Here is an 18,982-nt window from a genome sequence, read left to right as displayed (position 1 = left end):
ATCATCCTCCTATTGCAGATGAAGGGTCTGCGCTGATAACTTTTTTAACACCCACAAAAGAGGCTAGGATAGAGGCTATGATGATGACACCAAAGAGCATCCACGCATCTGGAATCTCAAGCACGATTCTCTTTGGAAACTTGTCGTAAGTAAGAAGAGCAAAGATATTTCCAAATATAAATGCAAAAACTCCAAGAAGTAGAGTCTCTTTTACAATCATGGAGATAATAAGGCTATTTGGTAGTCCCATAAGCTTCATAATGGCTATCTCTTTCATCTTCTCTAGTGTCATTGTGTAGATGATAAGCGCGATTATGATGGTAGAGACTACAACTAAAATAGCGGTAAAGAGCCCTATCTGTTTTGATGATTTCTCAATAAGATTTTTTGTAAGTATCTCTTTTTGGTCGTTTGCACTATAAACACTTTTATGTTGCCATTTTCTTATCTCTGCTGCTACTTCTTCTATATCGTAACCACTTTTTACTCTTGCGATAATTGTGTTTACCATGTCAGATTCTGAGTTTTTCACCCCTCTTGCTACGCTGTTTTGAATCTCTTTGTTTGAGTATAAAAACTGAAGTTCTTGCGCATCTTTTAGGTTTAGATAGACAAGTGGGTCTCCACCGTTTGAGACCGTACTATGCGTGATTCCAACAACAGTATAATCATTTCTGCCTAGCTTGATTATCTCACCTAACTCAAATCCTGTTTTATCAGTTACAACTATCTCATAATGCTCATGTTCTAAAACTCGCCCAGCTATTAATCTTGCTTCATTTATTGGGTTGATTGAGCCATATATATCGTATCCGACAGCTACAACACGAACTGGTTTTTTACGATGAGGTAACTGGATATTTTGAAATGTCATGGCTTCGCTTTTCTCAATGCCTTGCATAACATAGATAGTCTCTCTCATATCTTTATATACTCTTGAAGATTCCGCAAATGGTCCTAGCGTGTCCTCTTGAACTATCCACAAATCAGCTTTAATGTCATCGAGTAAAATCTCCGCATCAGCCATCATTCCACGATAAACACCAATCATAATGAGAACAATCCCAAGCAACATACCAACACCCATAGCAGTTACTAAAAACTTGCCAAGGGTGTGTTTAATGTCTTTTGCCGCTAAATCTATCATCTAAAAATCTTCATTCCATCGCTTAGAGGTTTTTTGTTTTCTTCTAATACAAGAAGAGTTGTTTGTGCATCAATTCCCAAAGAAATTGCAACCTCTTCATCACTTTGCGCCAAAATCTCTATAGGTTTAAATTGAGCATTTTCGCCCTCAGCTACCCAAACACCCCTTTTTTCTTTATATGTTCTAAGCAGTTTTGATGGTATTTTTATAGCATCTTTATAGGTTGCAACCTCTACACTTACCTCTGCTTGTTCATTTATATAAAACTCTTTGGGGGTAACATCAAAACCGACATTTATCTCTCTCTCCAAAGTTACAGCGTTACTCATGGCTACTACTCTTTGAAGCGTTGCAGGGATATTTTCATTTGGTTTAGATCTTAGTCTAATCGTCGCCTTGAGTCCGACTTTCAACTCTGAAGCAACTCTCTCATCAACATTAGCACGAACCCATAACGTTTTTGGATCAACGATTTTAAAAATAGTAGAAGAGGGTAGAACATAAGATGCAAGTTCTGCATCTTTTGAGATTATATATCCATCAATCGGCGAGTAGATTTTAAATCTTTGGAGCTTTTCTCCTAACGCTTCTATGCTTTTTTTCAGACGTAACTCTTCAGAGAGAGCTGAGGCGATTTTTGCCTTTGAAGAGGCTATCTGCGCGTCTATATTGTCCAAGTCGCTCTTTGCTTTATCGTACTCTGCTTGGGAGAGAAACTTCTGCTCTAAGAGTTTTTTATATCTTTGATGAGTTGATTCTAGGAGCATCCTTTGTGCCTCAAGAGCCTCTTTAGTCTCTTTTGCGGACTTAGCCTCATGCCCAGCTTTTGAAAGGGAAGCTTTTGCTTCGTCTACTAAAAGAGGCATATCAACGGCATCTATACTAAGAAGTAAATCTCCTTTTTTTACTTCATCTCCCTCATCATAAAAGATTTCATTTATCTTTCCCCCGCTTTGTGCTGTGATGTTGTAGATGTTCTTAGCGTCTACATTTCCAATGCCACGAATATTTACAACCAAATCCCCTTTTGTTGGCTTTATTGTTGCAAAAGTTGATTTTACAACATAAACTTTGTTGTAAAAAATAGCTCCTCCAACTGCGATAATAAGCCCAACTGTTATATATTTTAAGTAACTTTTCACTCTTTTTCTCCTCTTAAGTATTCTAATCTATCTATGATTTTTCGTATAGCGAACTTTGACTCTAAGAGCCCAAGTGTAGCTTGTAAATTTAGCGATGAAGCATCTAAAACTTCTATGTATGTGGAGAGACCCTCTTTGTATCTGGCTTCAACTATAGTTTTTGTAGCCTCTGTGGAATCTATGAGTGCCTCTTTAGCTTTGGTCGTGTAGTGAAATCTTTGCAAATCTATTAGAAGAGTTTCAATCTCCTCCTTGAGTTGAAGTTTTTTTGTGTTGTATGACTCTTTTGCCATCTCAATATCTATGCGAGAGATTTGCTCTAACGAAGATATTCTTCCCCCACTGTAAAGCGGTATCTTTATCCCAATGCCAACCATTGAGGTGTCATACTCGTTAAGAGTGCTTTGATGCGAATAAGATGCAATCGCATCAATTGAGCCGTAATTTTGGGCTTTAGCAGCTTTGTAGAGAAGTGAATCTTTACTGATTTGTTCTTGCGCACTAGATAGAGCATAGTTTTTTCTTATAGCATCTTCGCTTGTGCTCTTAAAGTCATCTTTTTGCTCTACAAACTCATCGATAAGAGTCACATCAAATGCCACATCTTCGCCCATATATAAAGAGAGCGTTGTGAGAGCCTTATGTAGTTCTGCTCTGCTTTGCGCTATTGCATCCTCAGCGCCATAAAGAGCACTGAGCATACTCATCTCATCTGCTTGAGTCTTTAAGCCCTCACGCACAAGTGCTTTTGCTTGTTTGTATAGTTCCTCTTTTGTCTGATAATCTTTTTCTCTTGTTTGTAGGGCTTTAGTTTGAAATAGTGCTAAGTTGTAGATGTTTTTGATGTTATAGCTAAGAAGAGACGCAGCATCTTTTAGTGAAAGTGAGGCTATTTTTTCACCATTTTCATTTGCTTTTATAGTTGAGTCAGTTTTTGAGAAGTCATATATCTTCTGATTTATCACGCCTCCAACTTGCCAACTATCGTCTGTTATGGTGTTAAAAGAGCCATTTTGTGGCATAACAAAAGTGTTGTGAGGATTATAATCTGCACTCAGAGTTACTTGAGGCAAGTAGTCAGCCTTTGCTACATCAACAGCGTAAGCACTCTGCGCTAACCCTAAAGAGAGCTTTTTAATGTCTGGATGATTCTGCAAAGATTTTTCAATACAACTCTCAATAGTGAGTGTCTGTGCCTGTAAACTTAAGAGAAAAAGAGCTAAAAAGAGAGATAAAAATTTACTCATAAAAGAAGTACCCTTATATAAAAAATATAGTTGCATTATTGCGTATATTTGTGAAATATTTGTGGAATTTAAACTTTTTGTTTTATCAGTTTTGTATAGATAAGCCAATAATCAACTCCTCTTAGCTACCATACGAAAAATAGATTTATAGAAGTTTTTAATATGAAAAATATGATTTATCACTCAACTGTTGGTGAGATTGACTTGAGTAAGCTTGTACGACTCTATCCAGCTGTTGTAGTTGAACTAAATGGCGAGAGCGCAGAGATGAGCCTTGAGTGGGTGGAACTTTATGGCGATAAAGTAAAGGTACTCTCATATGTACTTGTTTTTGATTTTACTCCACTGCATCAAGATGAAAAAGATAAAAAAATTTTAGAGTTTAAAACAAAACAAGAGCTAATAATCGCTATGCAAGAGGTATCACAATTTTTTCAAGAGTAGTCTCTAAAGATACCCGCAAAGTACTCTCCATCGCAGTTCCCGCCGCACTTAAACACCTAGTAGATATTTTACAAATTCTCATAGATATGCTTATGGTCGGGATGATTAGCGTCTCAGCTTTGGCGGCTGTTGGTATGAGTATGCAGTTTATGATGGTTATAAATGTTTTGATGACTCTCTATGTTGTTGGCGGAAATGCTCTAATATCACGCTTTATAGGGCAGGGGAGAAAGAAAAGAGCTTCTTCGCTTCTCTACTCACTCATTATTGTTGCTTCTATCTTATCTATCTTTGTAACAATAGGCGGGTACTTTGGAAGTAAATATCTCTACATTATTATGGGTGCGCAGGGCGATGTTGTAGAGCTTGGAGCGCTCTATTTTAAGGTACTCTCACTTGGAATTGTTGTAATATTTATAGATACACTTCTCTACAATGCACTCTCCGCAGCGGGAGATACAAAAAACTCACTCTATATAAAGCTAATCTCAGCCGTAATTAACGCCGCTTTAAATTATGTTTTTATTTTTGGTCATTACGGTTTTGATGCGATGGGGATTGAAGGGGCAGCTTATGCTACGCTTATCGCCTACTGTTTTAACATTATTGCGTACTACATACTTCTAAAAAAACCATACTCAAAACTAAATATCATCCCTATCATTCGCACAAAAGACATCATCAGAGTTTGGCATGTTGGTTGGAGCGCGGCACTAGAGCGTGGAATATCTAGTATCTCATTTCTGTTTTTTGTATCTATCATTGCAGCGTATGGAACAGCAGAGTTAGCGGGGTATCAAGTAGGACTTCGTATCGAGGGGATTGCTTTTATGCCAGGGTTTGGGTTTGCCATAGCGGCTACTGCTTTAGTAGGGCAGAGTTTGGGTTCAAACAATAGAGAAAAAGCCTATAACATGGGCATTATCAGCGGAAGAGTCGCATATATATTTATGGGTTTTGTCGGCTTTTTTCTTATAACATTTCCAGAGTTTTTGGTTGGTTTTTTCACACAAGATGCACAGACAGTAGCGGTTGCATCTTACTATCTTATCTTTGTAGGTCTTGCTCAAATCCCTCTTGCTATTATGTTTGTATATTCGGGAGCACTAAGAGGTGCTGGGGCTACAAAGATAACACTAAAGATAAGTGTTGCCTCTCTTTGGATTTTTAGAGTAATCCCATCATATATAGCTTATAAAATGGGATACGGAATCGTTGCTATATTTATTATTATGAATGTAGAAACTCTGATAAAAGGGTTGATTTACGTCTATATTTATAAGAAAAGAAAATGGTTAGAGACAAAGATTTAAGATAAAAGTTATATAATTCAAGGACATTTTAAACAGCAAAGAATATTATTTTATGAATACACCAAATATGACTAAACGAAATACACTTATACTAACACTCTTTATCCTGCTTTTATCCTCCTTGATTGTCTATCTGTTCTTAAATTATCAACTTAAAAAATCGATAAACAGTGAGTTTGAGAGAATGGCAGGCTCAACACAGAGGCTCTTTGAAATCAATCTAAAAGATGAAAAAGTAGATTTAGATATAAGATTAGATGAACTCCTTATGAGTGAAGGATTATCAAGGGCAATATCAGAAAATGATTATAAAACCATAGACGCTATCGTATCTCCGTATTATAAAAAATTAAAACAGAGCAAAAAAGCTGTAAATATTTTAACCTTTCGCTCAGAAGATGGCATAACACTTTATCGTGCTCATAAGCCTGAATTTTTTGGGGATAAGATGAGTGAAAAAAGAAAGCTCATAGCCGATACAAATTTCTTTAGACACTCATTTGATGGTTTTGAAGTTGGTAGGTTTGAGATGACATATCGCATAACAAGACCAATATTTTACAATGAAAAATATGTAGCAAATGTAGAACTTGGAATTTCACCAGAGTATTTTTTACATGAGCTAAATTCTGTTTTTAAGACGGAGTTAGGTATTGCTATTGATAAAAAATTGCTTGATGTTATCTCTAGAGAAGAGATAGTAGAGATAGATGATGAACATGTGTTAATCGATAATATACAAAATTTGAAAAAATACTTTATGGATAGCAACAGAAGTGAGAGCTTATATAAAGTAAGTATGAATATATCACTTAAAAACCATCTCTCAGAAAATCTTGGCTATTTAATTGTTGGTTTTGATATCAAAGAGATTGCGGATAAAAATACAAAGTTTATATATATGCTCTTTTTTATGATAGCTTTTATGATGGTTATTCTTGTTGCAGTATTGCATTTTGGTTTCAATAAAATATTGAAATACTTTTCAAAACAGATTTATACAGACCATTTAACAAATCTAAAAAACAGACATGCGCTAGATGATGCTCTATCTTCTGCAAATAGCAAAGTACTAATTCTTAGCAACATAAAAGAGTTTAGTCTTTTAAATGAGCTTTATGGTGTAAGTGCTGGAAATGAGACTCTGATTCAAGTCGCGCACTCTTTTAAAGAGTTTGCAAAAGAGCATGGTCTTGAGGCATATAGAATCTCATCTGATGAGTATGTGCTTTTGAAAAATGAAGAAAATTTTGACAATAGAAGCTACTTGAAACTTACGCAAAAGCTTCACGCTAAGATTCACTCGTTAAAAATATCTATTTATGGAGTAGATGAGATTATTGGAGTTGAGATATATTCTGGTATAGCGTTTGATCACGCGCACTCTTTAGAAGATGCTCAAATGGCACTCAAAAAAGCCAAAAAGAACTCTTTGAGTTATATGGTATATTCAAAAAATGTTGATACAAAAGAGTCTTCACACGCAATTTTAAACATAAAAAAAACCATCAAATATGCACTTGAACATAAAAATGTAGTTCCATTTTTCCAGCCAATTACAGATGATAAAGGAACTATTGTGAAGTATGAGGCTCTTGTTAGAATAGTAGAGTTTGATAATGGTAAAAAAAATATACTCCCTCCTTCAGAATTTTTAGAGGTCTCGATGAATAATGGCTTGTATATAAAAATTGCAAAAGAGATGTTAGAACAGAGTCTTAACTTCTTTGCTACGAGAAGCGAGAAGATTTCTGTAAATTTTTTACCAAATGATTTTTTTAATCCATCTATCATAGATGCTCTTATGAGCGGTATAGAGAAGTTTGAATCGCCCAAGAGAGTTGTAGTAGAAATAACAGAGCATGAGGGTGTTGAGAATTTTGAGAGACTTTTAGAGGTAGTAAAAAGATTAAGAGATATAGGTATCTTAATTGCGATTGATGACTTTGGAAGCGGTTATGCAAACTATGCACATATCTTGCAGATAAAACCAGATTATCTAAAGATAGACGGTTCCCTTATAAAAGATATACTAGAGGATAATGAGTCAAGGATTTTGGTTCAAAGCATCGTTAGATTTGCAAAAGAGTTAGGAATAACAACAGTTGCAGAGTATGTTGAAACCAAGGAAATATTTGAACTACTTAAAGAGTATGGAGTGGACGAATTCCAAGGTTACTACTTTGGTCGTCCAACCGATTTGATGAGTGCTTAGCCTTTGATACCATCAGCTCTAGGAGCCATTAAAAAGCTAAAAAACTGTTTTATATAGAGCATAAATGGAATGGTCCAAATCAGCGCAGAGAGCATATAGAGTGTGCTTGAATACTCCTCAAAATATGGAATCATACTTCTCATAAGTGTTGCTACTACAATCAAACCTACCATCAAGTGCGTATAGATGTTTGATGTCAGATGTCTTCCTGTATGTATCCAGCCGATGATTATCATAACCATCAGGTAAGCAAGACCATAGCCACCACTTGTGATGAGGTGTCTAAAATGAGATATATTTTCAAACTCACCGCTTAAAATCGCATAGCCCATAAGAGCATAACCAGCGCCAAGAAGTATAAAAATAAGGCTTAGATATATCACGTATGGTTGATTTATGATTACTTTATCTTTTAGTATATAGTCACTTGTAATGCCCAATATACCAGCTCCAGCAGCAAAACCAAGCCATCCAAGCGCAGAGTTGTTTGGGTATAAAAACTCAACTATTGTAAACGCCATAACGCTAAAGATGGCAAGGTTTGTAACAGGAGGACGGGCAACATAGACATCATCTATCCCTTTATCTTCCATAAGTTCATTGACAGCTTCCATGTTTACGCGTCGCATAGCAAGAAGTATCAAGATAACACTAGCACCTAAAGCTACCTTTAGTATATCCATTGCAGGAGTTTTGGCAATTCCAGCCATAGAGGCAAAAAACCACGCCTCTATGATAAGAAGTGCCAACATTGTATATCCAAGTGAGGCATGTCTTTGAAGCTTGTCAAGTACGGCATCTTTTGCAAACCAGATAAGCCATCCAAGCATAGCGAGGTTTAGTATGGCTGAGAGGTACACACCAGTTACATCTATAAACCAAAAGCTAACTCGTCCAGCTATCCATAAAATCATCACATTTTTAAGTTTTTTTCCGATGATAGGAACAAAACCAGGGAAAAGTTCAGGAAGTCCAGTTGTTAAAAACGCCATAGTCCCAGCAGTTACGATACCAAAAATCATCTCATAAACGTGCCAGACTAAGATATTTTCCATGAAAGGGATGTTTAAAACTCCACTCCAAACAAGTCCCCATAAAACCATTGAGATTATCATATATGGTGCAAGAAGCAGAAATATAGGTCTAAAACCATACGCTAGATATGGTGGAACATTTTTCTCATCTGGATAGTAAAGATAGTGGTTTGTAGCACGTAATTGTTGCTCTTTTTCTTCTATGTTGCTCATGATTTTAGCTCCAACTCAAATGTGTTTATTATCTCGCTATCTTGTAGTATCTCGGCACTTTTGCCATAAACATACTTATCATCTCTTTGATTTTGTACTATATCAAACTTAAATTTTTTGACAATATGCCCTGGATCTGCCTTTAGAAGCAACATCTCATCACTTAGGCGGATAGCCTCCATCAGGTCGTGGGTTATAAAGAGGACACTTAACTCTTTTTTGCTTATCATATCTATCAAAACACTTTGAAGCTCTTTTTTAAGCCCAATATCAAGAGCAGAGAATGGCTCATCTAAAAATAGCAGAGATGGTTTTGTGACCAACGCTCTTGCAAAAGAGACTCTCTGCTTCATACCGCCACTCAAATCTTTTGGAAATTTATCAAAATCATCTTCTTCAAGCCCAAAACGAAGCGCAATCTCTTGTGATTTTTTGATAGCCTCGCTCTTTTTTTCGCCCTTTGCAATTAGAGCTAGTGAGATATTGTCAATCACATTTTTCCATGGAAGAAGTCTTGGCTCTTGAAATGCAAAAGCAGTGCTTAAAAATGTGTTTTTAACGCTCCCCTCTTCAACATCAAGCAAGTCGGCACAGAGGTGAAGAAGTGTTGTTTTTCCGCCTCCACTTGGTCCGACTATCGAGAGAACCTCGCCTTTGTTTAGTGTAAAGTTTATATCGTGCAATATTTTTGTAAATCCAAAACTATGATTTAACCCTTTTACTTCTAATCTCTCCATAACTCAACCTCTCGCTTTATCGGCTCTAAGATAATGTACTCTATAAACATCAGTGAGCCTATCATGATAGTAACGATGGCCAATGCTGTTGGAGTGTCTAACTGACTTCTAGCAGTTGCCAAAGATGCGCCTATGCCATCACTTGTTGCTAAGAGTTCTGCCATGATAACTATCTTCCACGCCATCCCAAGCGCACTAACCCATGCAGGAAATACATAGGAGAAGATATGAGGAAAATAGACATCAAGAAACTTCATGTGCCATGGAAAGCCAAAGCTCTTAGCCATCTCTTTTAAATCCCCATCAAGCGTTCTAGTTCCTTGAAGTGCGCCAACAAAAATGATAGGAAAAGAGGCAACGATTACTGTAAATATAACAGTCTCATCTCCCATTCCAAACCATATCATTGCCAAAACTATCCAAGCAATCGGAGGCATACCGACAAGAATTGTCACAATTGGACGACTCATCATAGAAGCTGTCGCAAAAAAACCAGCCAGAAGTCCCAAAGCAGTTCCAAAAAGAAGTGAAATCCCAAAACCAACAGATGCACGATAGAGAGTTGTTTTTATCTCAGCTATAACATTTGCATCATTTAGCATTGCGTGAAGTGTTTTAAAAGTCTCCAATGGGGAGGGAAGAACTAAGTTGCCATAAACCTGATTTCCGCTGTCCCAAAGAGCGATAAAGAGTAAAATAGAAGCAACCGCTCCCCATCCACTCCAGAGAAATGCAGGAAAATCTTTTAATATTTTTAATGCAAACTTCATAAGTTACAGCCCATAGTAAAAGCTGTCTTGAGGAAGTTTGTCTCCAATACTCTTTGGATCTTCAGCTTTTAGTACATCAAAGAAAAACTCTAGCTCTTTTTTTGCATCTTTTGCACTTATATTTTTAAGCCTAACATGTTCTATTGAGTCGCTTACGCCATCTTCTCTTAACATATCAAGAGTTTTTACGACTTCCTTTGCTGCCTCTTTAGGGTTTGCCTTATACCATGCAAGAGCTTTTTCATACTCTTCGTTAAATCTTTTAATGATATGTTCATCTTTTATATGCCCCATAACTGCGATTCCAGCTTGAGGAATATCTCCATTTGTGTCAAACACCTTTGCCCACTCTTTTTGCAAATCAACACTTCTAAACAAATCTGGCGCTACAAGGCTAACAGGAAAAGATTTTGTTTTTCTAAGAGCCATTGAGATAGCAGGTTCAGCCAAAAGTGCATGGTCAACTCGTCTCATAATAAGCATCTGCATAGCATCAACGGGAGAAGCCACATAAAGCAGTTCAAAATCTTTTTGCGGGTCTAAACCCTCTTTTTTTAGAAGCTGTTTAAAAACGATGTCTGGCATATCTGCGCGAAATGGAACAGCTATTTTTTTGCCCTTGAAATCTTTAAGGGTTTTTAGCGAATCATCTCGGCTAATCATCCCCAAAATACCCCAAACAGAGACATTGAGAAGTTTTATATCTACACCTTTGTTGTGTAGAATTGCTGCTGTATTTGTCGGTATAGCTATAAAATCAGCACCGCCTTTAATGGCGATAGCACGGAGTTCATCTGGATTTTTCCATAGTTTGAACTCAACTTTATCGGCTACATCCCCAAGTGCATTTGTCTCAATCATATGTAAAATAGGGTGTGAAACTGATGCAAATGGACCAGCGATTACTATTTTGTCTAATTTTTGAGCTCCAAATAGTGAAACAGTGACTAACATAAGCGCAAAAAAACTACGTATAAAACTTCTCATTTTTTTTCCTTTGGTGTTGTTTAGTGTAATATTATCAATAATGATATTAATTATCATTGATTCTAATCAATATTAGAATAGATAACCCATTCTAAAGATATATCTTCTTTTCTCAAGAGGTTGATACTCTTTTAAATTGTAATTACTAAGGAATGATACCCCAAAACCAAAATGAATCTTTGGTTTTGCAAATGGTAAAAACTCAATTTGAGGTGTTATGTACCCACTCTCCCCACTAAATGCTTTAAATGGCAACATTGCTCTAAGTTGAGCGTTTGTATCGCTACCCATACTGGTTTTTGTATTGTATATAAAATTATATTCTACTCCGATATTAAACTGTTTTGTAACTGCTTTTGTAGTTGCAAGGTCTAGTGATATTTCATCTCCAAAATCATAATCATTATGTGCTTTTGGTCTATAAGTGTACATAGTATGTGCAGACGCTTCCCAACTATCACTTATCATTTTTGTAACTCCGACCCCAAGTTTATACTCAAATTCTCCTGTTCCCATTTGCGTTGGAAGAGGCGTATTTACGCCATTTGCTATTGGTGGAGATACCTTAAAAGAGCCATTTGTAGAGCCTGTTGGAAGTTTTAGTCCACCATCAACACTGAGCTGAAATCCCCACTCTTGCATAGGCATAAGAACATGCCTTGCGATTAGCAAAATATCGCCTAAACCTTTGTTTTGTATCTCAACTGCATTGCCTCCAAGCGATGCAGTTGCTTCTATATTTTTGTATGGAACCATCACTCCTATCGAGGTCTCATCACTCAATCCGTAGTACAAAGAAACCAAAGTTATATTTGCTGTTGCATCTAAGTTCTCTCTGTTTTGAACCTCATTTGTTTTGTTAAACATATTTTTTCTATCAAAATTTATCTGTTTTATTTCAGCTTTTAATTTTCCTTGAGGCATAACTAAAGCCCCGCCTTTTGAGTTTATAGCTGGGATTACATCTGCGCTTAGTAAAAATGGTACAGCTGTTAATGCCAAGATAGTTTTTTTCATAATTTTTCCTTTTATAGTAATGATATTCATTCTTAATTAGAAGTTTAGATAAAACAAACTTAATAGAAGATAAATATGATACTCATTATCATAAATATATCTTTTAACAACTTTGAGCTAAAATTGCACCATGAATTTTGAACAATATAAAAAAGCAGTAGAGCTTCTAAATCTCTACTCGTATCACTACTATCTCCTTGATGACGCAATTACAACAGATGAGGTTTACGACAAGCTCTACCATGAGGTTTTGGAGTATGAAATAAACCATAAAGAAGATGTCTTAAAAAATTCTCCGACTCAAAGGGTAGGCGACGCTATCTCTGAGGGATTTGTAAAAGCTCCTCATCTAAGCCGTATGTGGAGTTTGGAAGATGCTTTTAACTCACAAGATTTAGAAAAGTGGCTTACTAAAACATACAAGCTAGATAAAAACATAACATTTTATTGTGAGCCAAAATATGATGGTGCATCGCTAAATCTTATCTATGAAAATGGAGACCTTATCCAAGCTATCACAAGAGGCGATGGAGAAATAGGTGAACTAATAACACAAAATGTAAAAACTATCCGCTCAGTTCCTCTCTCAATAAAACATAAAGATAAAATTGAGATTCGTGGGGAGGTTGTTATATATAAAGATGAGTTTGAGAAAATAAACCAAGAGAGAGCAAAAAATGGCGAGGCTCTCTTTGCAAACCCAAGAAATGCGGCCGCTGGGAGTTTAAGACAACTTGACTCTAAGATAACAGCTTCAAGAAATCTAGTATTTTTGCCTTATGGTGTCGGAGAGAACACGCTTGAGCATAAACTACTAAGTCAAAAGATGGAGTATATCTACTCACTAGGGTTTAAAAACCCACCTCTAAGAGCCACATGCAAAGATTTTGATGAGATAGAGACAGTCTATGGCGAGATGAATAAAAATCGTGATAGTTATGAGATGATGCTAGATGGAATGGTTGTAAAAGTAGATGAAATAGCCGCTCAGATAGATATGGGCTACACTGTTAAAAATCCACGTTTTTCAGTTGCATACAAGTTTCCAGCGGTTGAGAAGATAACCACCATAAAAGAGATAGTCCTTCAAGTCGGACGAACAGGAGCTGTTACTCCAGTGGCAATTGTAGAGCCTACAAATATAGATGGGGTTATAGTTGAGAGGGCAACTCTGCATAATTTTGATGAGATAGCTAGAAAAGATATTCGTTTGCATGACAAAGTAATCATCCTTAGAAGCGGTGATGTAATCCCTAAAATCATAAAAGTTTTAACACATGAACGAGATGGCAGTGAAGTAGAGTATAAGAGACCGACAACTTGCCCAGTATGCCAGAGCGAACTCCTTGATGAGGGTGTCCTTTTGAAGTGCCAAAACCTTACATGTGAGGCAAGAGTTATCAACTCTATCATCTATTTTGCTTCAAAACCGTGTCTAAATATAGACGGTTTGGGTTCTAAGATAGTTGAGGCACTTTTTAACTCAGGAGTTGTGAGCAGTGTTGTTGATCTGTTTGATTTGACACTTGAGAAACTCTTAGCATTAGAGGGTTTCAAGGAGAAAAAAGCTCAAAACCTGCTTGATGCCCTAGAGAATGCAAAAGGGTGTGAGTATTGGCGTTTCGTAAACTCTCTTGGGATTGAGCATATCGGAGAGGTTGCGTCAAAAACTCTAAGTGCAAAATTTGGAAGCGGTTTTTTGGATGCTACAAAAGAGCAGATAGTTGCACTTGAGGGTATAGGCGAGGAGATGGCAGAGTCTGTTTTGGAGTTTGCCAGAGTAAATAGAGAGACCATTTTAAAACTGCAAACTATTTTAAAACCGTTAGAGCCTATTAAAAGAGAAGAGGCAAAAGAGAACCCATTTAAGGGTAGAAGTGTAGTGCTCACTGGAAGTATGAGCGAGTCAAGAGATGTTATAAAAGAGATGCTAGAGCGTTTAGGTGCAAAAGTGGCGAGTTCAGTATCTAAGAAAACTGATTTCGTAATTTACGGCGAAGATGCGGGAAGCAAATACGATAAAGCTATGGATTTGGGTGTGGCGTGTCTAAATGAAGAAGAGATGAGGGGTAAAATTGAGCAGACTTGATAACTATCTGGTAGAAAACGGACAATGCGAGAGCAGAAACAAAGCGCAAAGCATCATAAAAGAGGGACTTGTAAGCGTAAACGGAGAACAGATAATCAAGAGTTCGTATGCTTTAAAAAATAGCGATAAAGTGGTAGTAAAAGAGCATAAAGAGTATGTCTCAAGAGGTGCTTTTAAACTCAGTGCTTTTTTGGGCGAATTGTCTCTTAATCTAAAAGATAAAACAGCCCTAGATATCGGCTCTTCAACTGGCGGTTTTACGCAGGTTTTACTAGAAGAGGGTGCAAAAGAGGTAACTGCCGTAGATGTTGGACGTGAGCAGTTACATATAAGCCTAAAAAATGATGCAAGAGTCCACTCATTTGAGGGTTGCGATATAAGAGAGTTTGAGAACGAGAAAAAGTTTGACATAGTTGTAAGTGATGTTGCTTTTATCTCTCTGCTTCATATCCTAGATGATGTAGAACGACTCTCAAAGGATAAAATCATCCTCCTTTTTAAACCACAATTTGAAGTAGGACGAGAAGCAAAAAGAGACAAAAATGGTGTTGTAACAGATGAGAAAGCAATTTTACAGGCAATGATAAAGTTTGAAGACGCATGTAGATTAAAAGGGTGGAAACTCGTTTTAAAATCGCCCTCAAAACTAACAGGTAAAGAGGGGAATCTGGAGTATTGCTACTTTTTTGAGAAGTAAAATATGACAAATTGCAATACTTTTTGAGTCGTTTTGCTTAGAAAGTTATAATGCCCAAAACGATTTCTCGTTCCCAAGTTTCACTTGGGAATGCATACATGTAAAATAATAAACTAAGATACACACTCCCAAGCACAGCATGGGAGCGAGAAAAAAAGCGACGCTTAAAAATGGTAGTTTTTTTCTCGTTCCCAAGTTTCACTTGGGAATGCATACATGTAAAATAATAAACTAAGATACACACTCCCAAGCACAGCATGGGAGCGAGAAAAAAAGCGACGCTTAAAAATGGTAGTTTTTCTTTATCGCTAGAGGATATAAACGTAAATAGTTTAGCAAATAAACAACGGAGACAATAGATGAATAGTTTTATGATAGATGTTGTAGGTATCGTAGGTGTTGCAATAGTTGTGGTGACATATTTTTTACTGCAGAGCGAAAAGATAGACTCAAAAGGTTTTCTGTACTCGTTTCTCAACGCTTTTGGTTCGCTGCTTATTATGTATTCGCTTCTTTACAACTGGAATCTTGCCTCTTTTATCATAGAGTTTTTTTGGATTTTGATAAGTATATACGGGCTTGAAAAGTGGTATAGAAGCAAAAGGCAAAAGAGTGATAACTAAGTATGCATTGCTAGATAGATAGTAGTATTTATTCTATTGACTAACTTATCGTATTGTGATAACATACCAATATGATAAAATCTTTTAAATGCAAATATACAGAGCAACTTTTTGAGGGTAAATACCAGAAGAAATTTTCTGCGTCTGTTAATAATGTCGGCAAAAGAAAACTCGATATGCTTGAAGCATCGTTTGATGAGAGCGATTTAAGAGTTCCTCCTTCAAATCATTTTGAGTATTTGAAGGGCGATTTAAAAGGTTTTTGCAGTATCAGGATAAATGAGCAGTTTAGAGTGATTTTTAGATTTGAAAATTCCAATGCTTATGATGTATATATTGATGATTATCACAAATAAAGGAGTATAAAATGCAAGCAATAAGACCAAGCACGCACCCAGGTGTTATTTTAAGAGATGAGTTTACTCTGCCTCTTAATCTCACCCAAGCCCAATTGTCGCATGACTTAAATGTAGGCATTAAGACGCTTAGCGAGCTTTATAATGAAAAAAGAGGCATAACTTCTTTGATGGCTCTAAAGCTATCTGAATATTTCGGTACTACGCCACAGTTTTGGCTAAATCTACAAAATAATTATGATTTATACAAAACTTATGAAAAAGAGAAAGAAAATATACAAAACATTACCCATAGAGTTGCGTAAATGGTGTCTTTAAAAAACAGCACATCCATAGCAATAGGCGGTTTTGACGGTATGCATATCGGGCATCAACAACTTTTTAATGCACTTGATGAAAATAGTACGATAGTTGTTATCGAGACTGGTTATGCAAATATAACTCCAAAAAAAGAGCGTGAAAATTTTTCTCATCATCCTATTATGTATCTTGAGTTAGATGAGATTCGTCATTTGAGTGGCAAAGAGTTTGTGGCTTTTTTAAAAGAGAAATTTCCAAAGCTAAACAAGATTGTTGTCGGTTATGATTTTCATTTTGGTAAAGATAGAAAATACTCATTTAACGACTTAAGAGAGATTTTTCTAAAAGAGAATGAAGACGCAGAAGTAGAGGTTATAGATGAAGTAACTCTTCACGGAGATTCTGTTCACTCTCATAAAATAAGACTTAAACTTCAAATCGGCGATATAAAAGGTGCAAACGGATTTTTAGGACATAACTATACGGTAAAAGGGAGTGTAGTACGAGGACAGGGCATAGGTAAAAAAGAGCTGGTTGCTACAATAAATCTAGAAGCCAAAGAGTATCTGATGCCAAAAGAGGGAGTTTATGTAACTCTGACACGCATTGATGATGAGGAACATTTTCACCCTTCCGTTTCGTTTGTAGGTCATAGAATCACAACTGATGGAAGTTTTGCACTAGAGAGCCATATACTTGATGGCGAGGTTATCTGCAGAGAGAAGGCTACTATAAGTTTTGTCTCATTTATCAGAGAAAATAGAAAATTTGACTCTTTAGAGGAGTTAAAAAAAGCGATACACAAAGATATTGCAACTGCTTCAAAGGAGCTAAAATTTCTACAATTATAAAAGAGTTAGATAGAGAGTATCTACTAAGCACACAAGATATAGATTTTAAGTTTTATCAAAATGAGAGAGACTTTAGAGTTGATGAAATCGCCAAAGATGAGTTTTTAGGCAGAGGAAATTATCTCATATTAAAGATACAAAAAGTCGAGATAACTACATGGGATATGATAGCTGTTTTTGCAGAACTCTTAGAGCTTCCTGCACAAAAGATAGGTTACGCTGGACTTAAAGACAAACATGCAACAACTACCCAGTACATCTCAGTAGAGTCAAAATATGAGCCACTACTTAAAAATTTTCAACATAAAAATATAAAAATTTTAGAAAAGACAAGACATTCGCACTCTATTAGAATGGGTGATTTAAAAGGCAACAGATTTAGTATAAATCTTTATGATGTTGATGTTATGGACGCTGGTAAAATAGAGAAAGTTGCTAGAAAGATAGCAAAAAATGGACTTCCAAACTACTTTGGCTATCAGAGATTTGGACGAGATGAGGGTAGCATTACACAAGCAAAAGATATGCTAAAGGGAGAGATTTTTATCGAAGACGCAAAGATAAAGAGCTTTTTGATTTCGGTATATCAGAGCCACTACTTTAATGAGTGGCTAAGAGAGCGAATAATTTTGAGCAGAGAGAAAAACAACGGTGAGTTCTTACTTTTGAGCGGAGATGTTTTACTTTCAAAAGATGGCAAACTCTCAACACCAAAGATAGTTCCAACAAAAGAGTTTGCTCAAAACAAAATAGTTCCAACAGGTCTTTTATGCGGTAGAGATACATTTCGTGCAAAGTATGAAGCAAGAGAGATAGAAGAGAGATTTGATGATGAGTTCTTACAAGAGAAGGGTCAAAGAAGAGAAGCTCTTATCTATCCAAGCGACATTGAGTGTAAATTTGTAAAAAAAGAGACTATGCTAACTCTCTCTTTTTCTCTGCCAAAAGGCTCTTACGCAACTGTATTTTTAGAGAGTATTGCAGGGAAAAACTACACTGCAAAAGATGTAAAACAGGACAAAAGTAAAAAAAATAGATAAAAAACTTATTTTATTATAAAAGTTTAATCCTAATTTTACTATAATCACACAATTTTTACGAGGCAAGGGAGAACACCTATGGGTGAATTGTTCACATTTTTTGGTCTAATTTCTCACGAAAAGACTTTTATCTATATGACACATATGTTGCTAGCAGCTGGTATCGCACTAGTTCTAGTTAGAATGGCTATGTCAAATCTAAAAATTGTTCCAACTGGAACTCAAAACATAATGGAAGCATATATTTCTGGTGTTCTTAAAATGGGAACAGATGTTATGGGGCAAGAAGCTGCTCGTCGCTATCTTCCACTTGTTGCAACTATTGGTCTTTTTGTTGGTATTGCTAACTTAATCGGTGTTATTCCAGGTTTTGAAGCTCCTACTGCATTTTTAGAGTTTGCGTTTACACTTGCACTTTCTGTATTTGTTTACTATAACTTTGAAGGTATCCGTCGTCAAGGTGTTGTTAAGTACTTTAAACACTTTTTAGGACCTGTTTGGTGGTTATACTGGTTGATGTTTCCTATCGAGATAGTTTCTCACTTTTCTCGTTTAGTATCACTAAGTTTTCGTCTTTTTGGAAATGTAAAGGGTGATGATATGTTCTTAATGGTTATCCTTATGCTTGCACCTTGGGTTCTTCCTATGATACCATATGCACTTCTTACATTTATGGCATTTTTACAAGCGTTCATCTTCATGATGCTTACTTACGTTTATCTTGGTAGTGCTGTAGCTGTCGAAGAGCACTAAGCCTTAT

General features: G+C 36.3%; 19 protein-coding genes. 11 read left to right on the top strand and 8 right to left on the bottom strand.

Annotation, left to right across the window (positions count from 1 at the left end):
- Position 1: 1 nt before the first annotated feature.
- From AC6H33_RS07580 to AC6H33_RS07570, 3 genes are read right to left on the bottom strand one after another with little or no spacing between them, the layout of a single operon-like run.
- Positions 2–1,147: an ABC transporter permease gene (locus AC6H33_RS07580; RefSeq protein WP_497604284.1), complete on the bottom strand. Its 1,146-nt coding sequence runs from the start codon at positions 1,145–1,147 to the stop codon at positions 2–4.
- On the bottom strand, positions 1,144–2,289 hold the full coding sequence (locus AC6H33_RS07575; protein ID WP_497604283.1) for an efflux RND transporter periplasmic adaptor subunit: 1,146 nt from the start codon (positions 2,287–2,289) through the stop codon (positions 1,144–1,146). The genes AC6H33_RS07580 and AC6H33_RS07575 overlap by 4 nt, the downstream gene beginning before the upstream one ends.
- Positions 2,286–3,536: a TolC family protein gene (locus AC6H33_RS07570; protein ID WP_497604282.1), complete on the bottom strand. Its 1,251-nt coding sequence runs from the start codon at positions 3,534–3,536 to the stop codon at positions 2,286–2,288. The genes AC6H33_RS07575 and AC6H33_RS07570 overlap by 4 nt, the downstream gene beginning before the upstream one ends.
- 162 nt (positions 3,537–3,698) lie before the next feature.
- Here AC6H33_RS07570 and AC6H33_RS07565 point away from each other — a divergent pair, with 162 nt between their 5' ends.
- The 3 genes from AC6H33_RS07565 (at position 3,699) to AC6H33_RS07555 (ending at position 7,508) form a co-directional block, all read left to right on the top strand.
- Positions 3,699–3,980 carry a hypothetical protein gene (locus tag AC6H33_RS07565; protein ID WP_497604281.1) on the top strand — a complete coding sequence of 94 codons (282 nt, stop codon included), beginning with the start codon at positions 3,699–3,701 and terminating at the stop codon, positions 3,978–3,980.
- 92 nt (positions 3,981–4,072) lie between these two features.
- Positions 4,073–5,293 (top strand): MATE family efflux transporter, encoded by a 1,221-nt coding sequence (locus tag AC6H33_RS07560; protein ID WP_497604280.1) that lies wholly within the window; start codon positions 4,073–4,075, stop codon positions 5,291–5,293.
- Between the two features lie 52 nt (positions 5,294–5,345).
- Positions 5,346–7,508 (top strand): EAL domain-containing protein, encoded by a 2,163-nt coding sequence (locus AC6H33_RS07555; protein ID WP_497604279.1) that lies wholly within the window; start codon positions 5,346–5,348, stop codon positions 7,506–7,508.
- On the opposite strand, the gene AC6H33_RS07550 is transcribed toward AC6H33_RS07555, so the two are convergent.
- The 5 genes from AC6H33_RS07550 to AC6H33_RS07530 form a co-directional block, all read right to left on the bottom strand.
- Positions 7,505–8,755 (bottom strand): NnrS family protein, encoded by a 1,251-nt coding sequence (locus tag AC6H33_RS07550; protein ID WP_497604278.1) that lies wholly within the window; start codon positions 8,753–8,755, stop codon positions 7,505–7,507. The two genes, AC6H33_RS07555 and AC6H33_RS07550, sit on opposite strands and share 4 nt — an antisense overlap.
- Complete coding sequence (locus AC6H33_RS07545; RefSeq protein WP_497604277.1) at positions 8,752–9,492, bottom strand: ABC transporter ATP-binding protein; 741 nt, start codon at positions 9,490–9,492, stop codon at positions 8,752–8,754. Before AC6H33_RS07545 ends, AC6H33_RS07550 begins: the two co-directional genes overlap by 4 nt.
- Positions 9,480–10,262 (bottom strand): ABC transporter permease, encoded by a 783-nt coding sequence (locus AC6H33_RS07540; protein WP_497604276.1) that lies wholly within the window; start codon positions 10,260–10,262, stop codon positions 9,480–9,482. The genes AC6H33_RS07545 and AC6H33_RS07540 overlap by 13 nt, the downstream gene beginning before the upstream one ends.
- Positions 10,263–10,265: 3 nt before the next feature.
- Complete coding sequence (locus AC6H33_RS07535) at positions 10,266–11,249, bottom strand: ABC transporter substrate-binding protein (protein WP_497604275.1); 984 nt, start codon at positions 11,247–11,249, stop codon at positions 10,266–10,268.
- Between the two features lie 72 nt (positions 11,250–11,321).
- Positions 11,322–12,266, bottom strand: a complete 945-nt coding sequence (locus AC6H33_RS07530; RefSeq protein ID WP_497604274.1) for a transporter — start codon at positions 12,264–12,266, stop codon at positions 11,322–11,324.
- Between the two features lie 130 nt (positions 12,267–12,396).
- On the opposite strand from AC6H33_RS07530, the gene ligA reads away from it, so the two are divergent.
- From ligA to AC6H33_RS07490, 8 genes are all read left to right on the top strand, one after another.
- Positions 12,397–14,355, top strand: coding sequence for an NAD-dependent DNA ligase LigA (gene ligA / locus AC6H33_RS07525; RefSeq protein ID WP_497604273.1), 1,959 nt, complete (start codon positions 12,397–12,399; stop codon positions 14,353–14,355).
- A complete protein-coding gene (tlyA, locus tag AC6H33_RS07520) occupies positions 14,342–15,052 on the top strand; it encodes a 23S rRNA (cytidine-2'-O)-methyltransferase TlyA (RefSeq protein WP_497604272.1) in 711 nt (236 codons plus the stop codon). Before ligA ends, tlyA begins: the two co-directional genes overlap by 14 nt.
- A gap of 359 nt (positions 15,053–15,411) precedes the next feature.
- Positions 15,412–15,675, top strand: a complete 264-nt coding sequence (locus AC6H33_RS07515; protein WP_497604271.1) for a CBU_0592 family membrane protein — start codon at positions 15,412–15,414, stop codon at positions 15,673–15,675.
- 71 nt (positions 15,676–15,746) lie between these two features.
- Positions 15,747–16,031 (top strand): type II toxin-antitoxin system RelE/ParE family toxin, encoded by a 285-nt coding sequence (locus tag AC6H33_RS07510; RefSeq protein WP_497604270.1) that lies wholly within the window; start codon positions 15,747–15,749, stop codon positions 16,029–16,031.
- 11 nt (positions 16,032–16,042) lie between these two features.
- Entirely contained in the window at positions 16,043–16,336 is a 294-nt protein-coding gene (locus AC6H33_RS07505) for a HigA family addiction module antitoxin (protein ID WP_497604269.1), read from the top strand.
- Positions 16,337–17,182 (top strand): bifunctional riboflavin kinase/FAD synthetase, encoded by an 846-nt coding sequence (locus tag AC6H33_RS07500; protein ID WP_497604268.1) that lies wholly within the window; start codon positions 16,337–16,339, stop codon positions 17,180–17,182.
- Complete coding sequence (locus AC6H33_RS07495) at positions 17,167–18,222, top strand: tRNA pseudouridine(13) synthase TruD (RefSeq protein WP_497605983.1); 1,056 nt, start codon at positions 17,167–17,169, stop codon at positions 18,220–18,222. The genes AC6H33_RS07500 and AC6H33_RS07495 overlap by 16 nt, the downstream gene beginning before the upstream one ends.
- Positions 18,223–18,300: 78 nt before the next feature.
- On the top strand, positions 18,301–18,975 hold the full coding sequence (locus AC6H33_RS07490) for a F0F1 ATP synthase subunit A (RefSeq protein WP_497604267.1): 675 nt from the start codon (positions 18,301–18,303) through the stop codon (positions 18,973–18,975).
- Positions 18,976–18,982 lie beyond the last annotated feature (7 nt).

Source organism: Sulfurimonas limnophila, from assembly GCF_059705345.1.
This window is presented reverse-complemented; position numbering and strand designations above follow the sequence as displayed.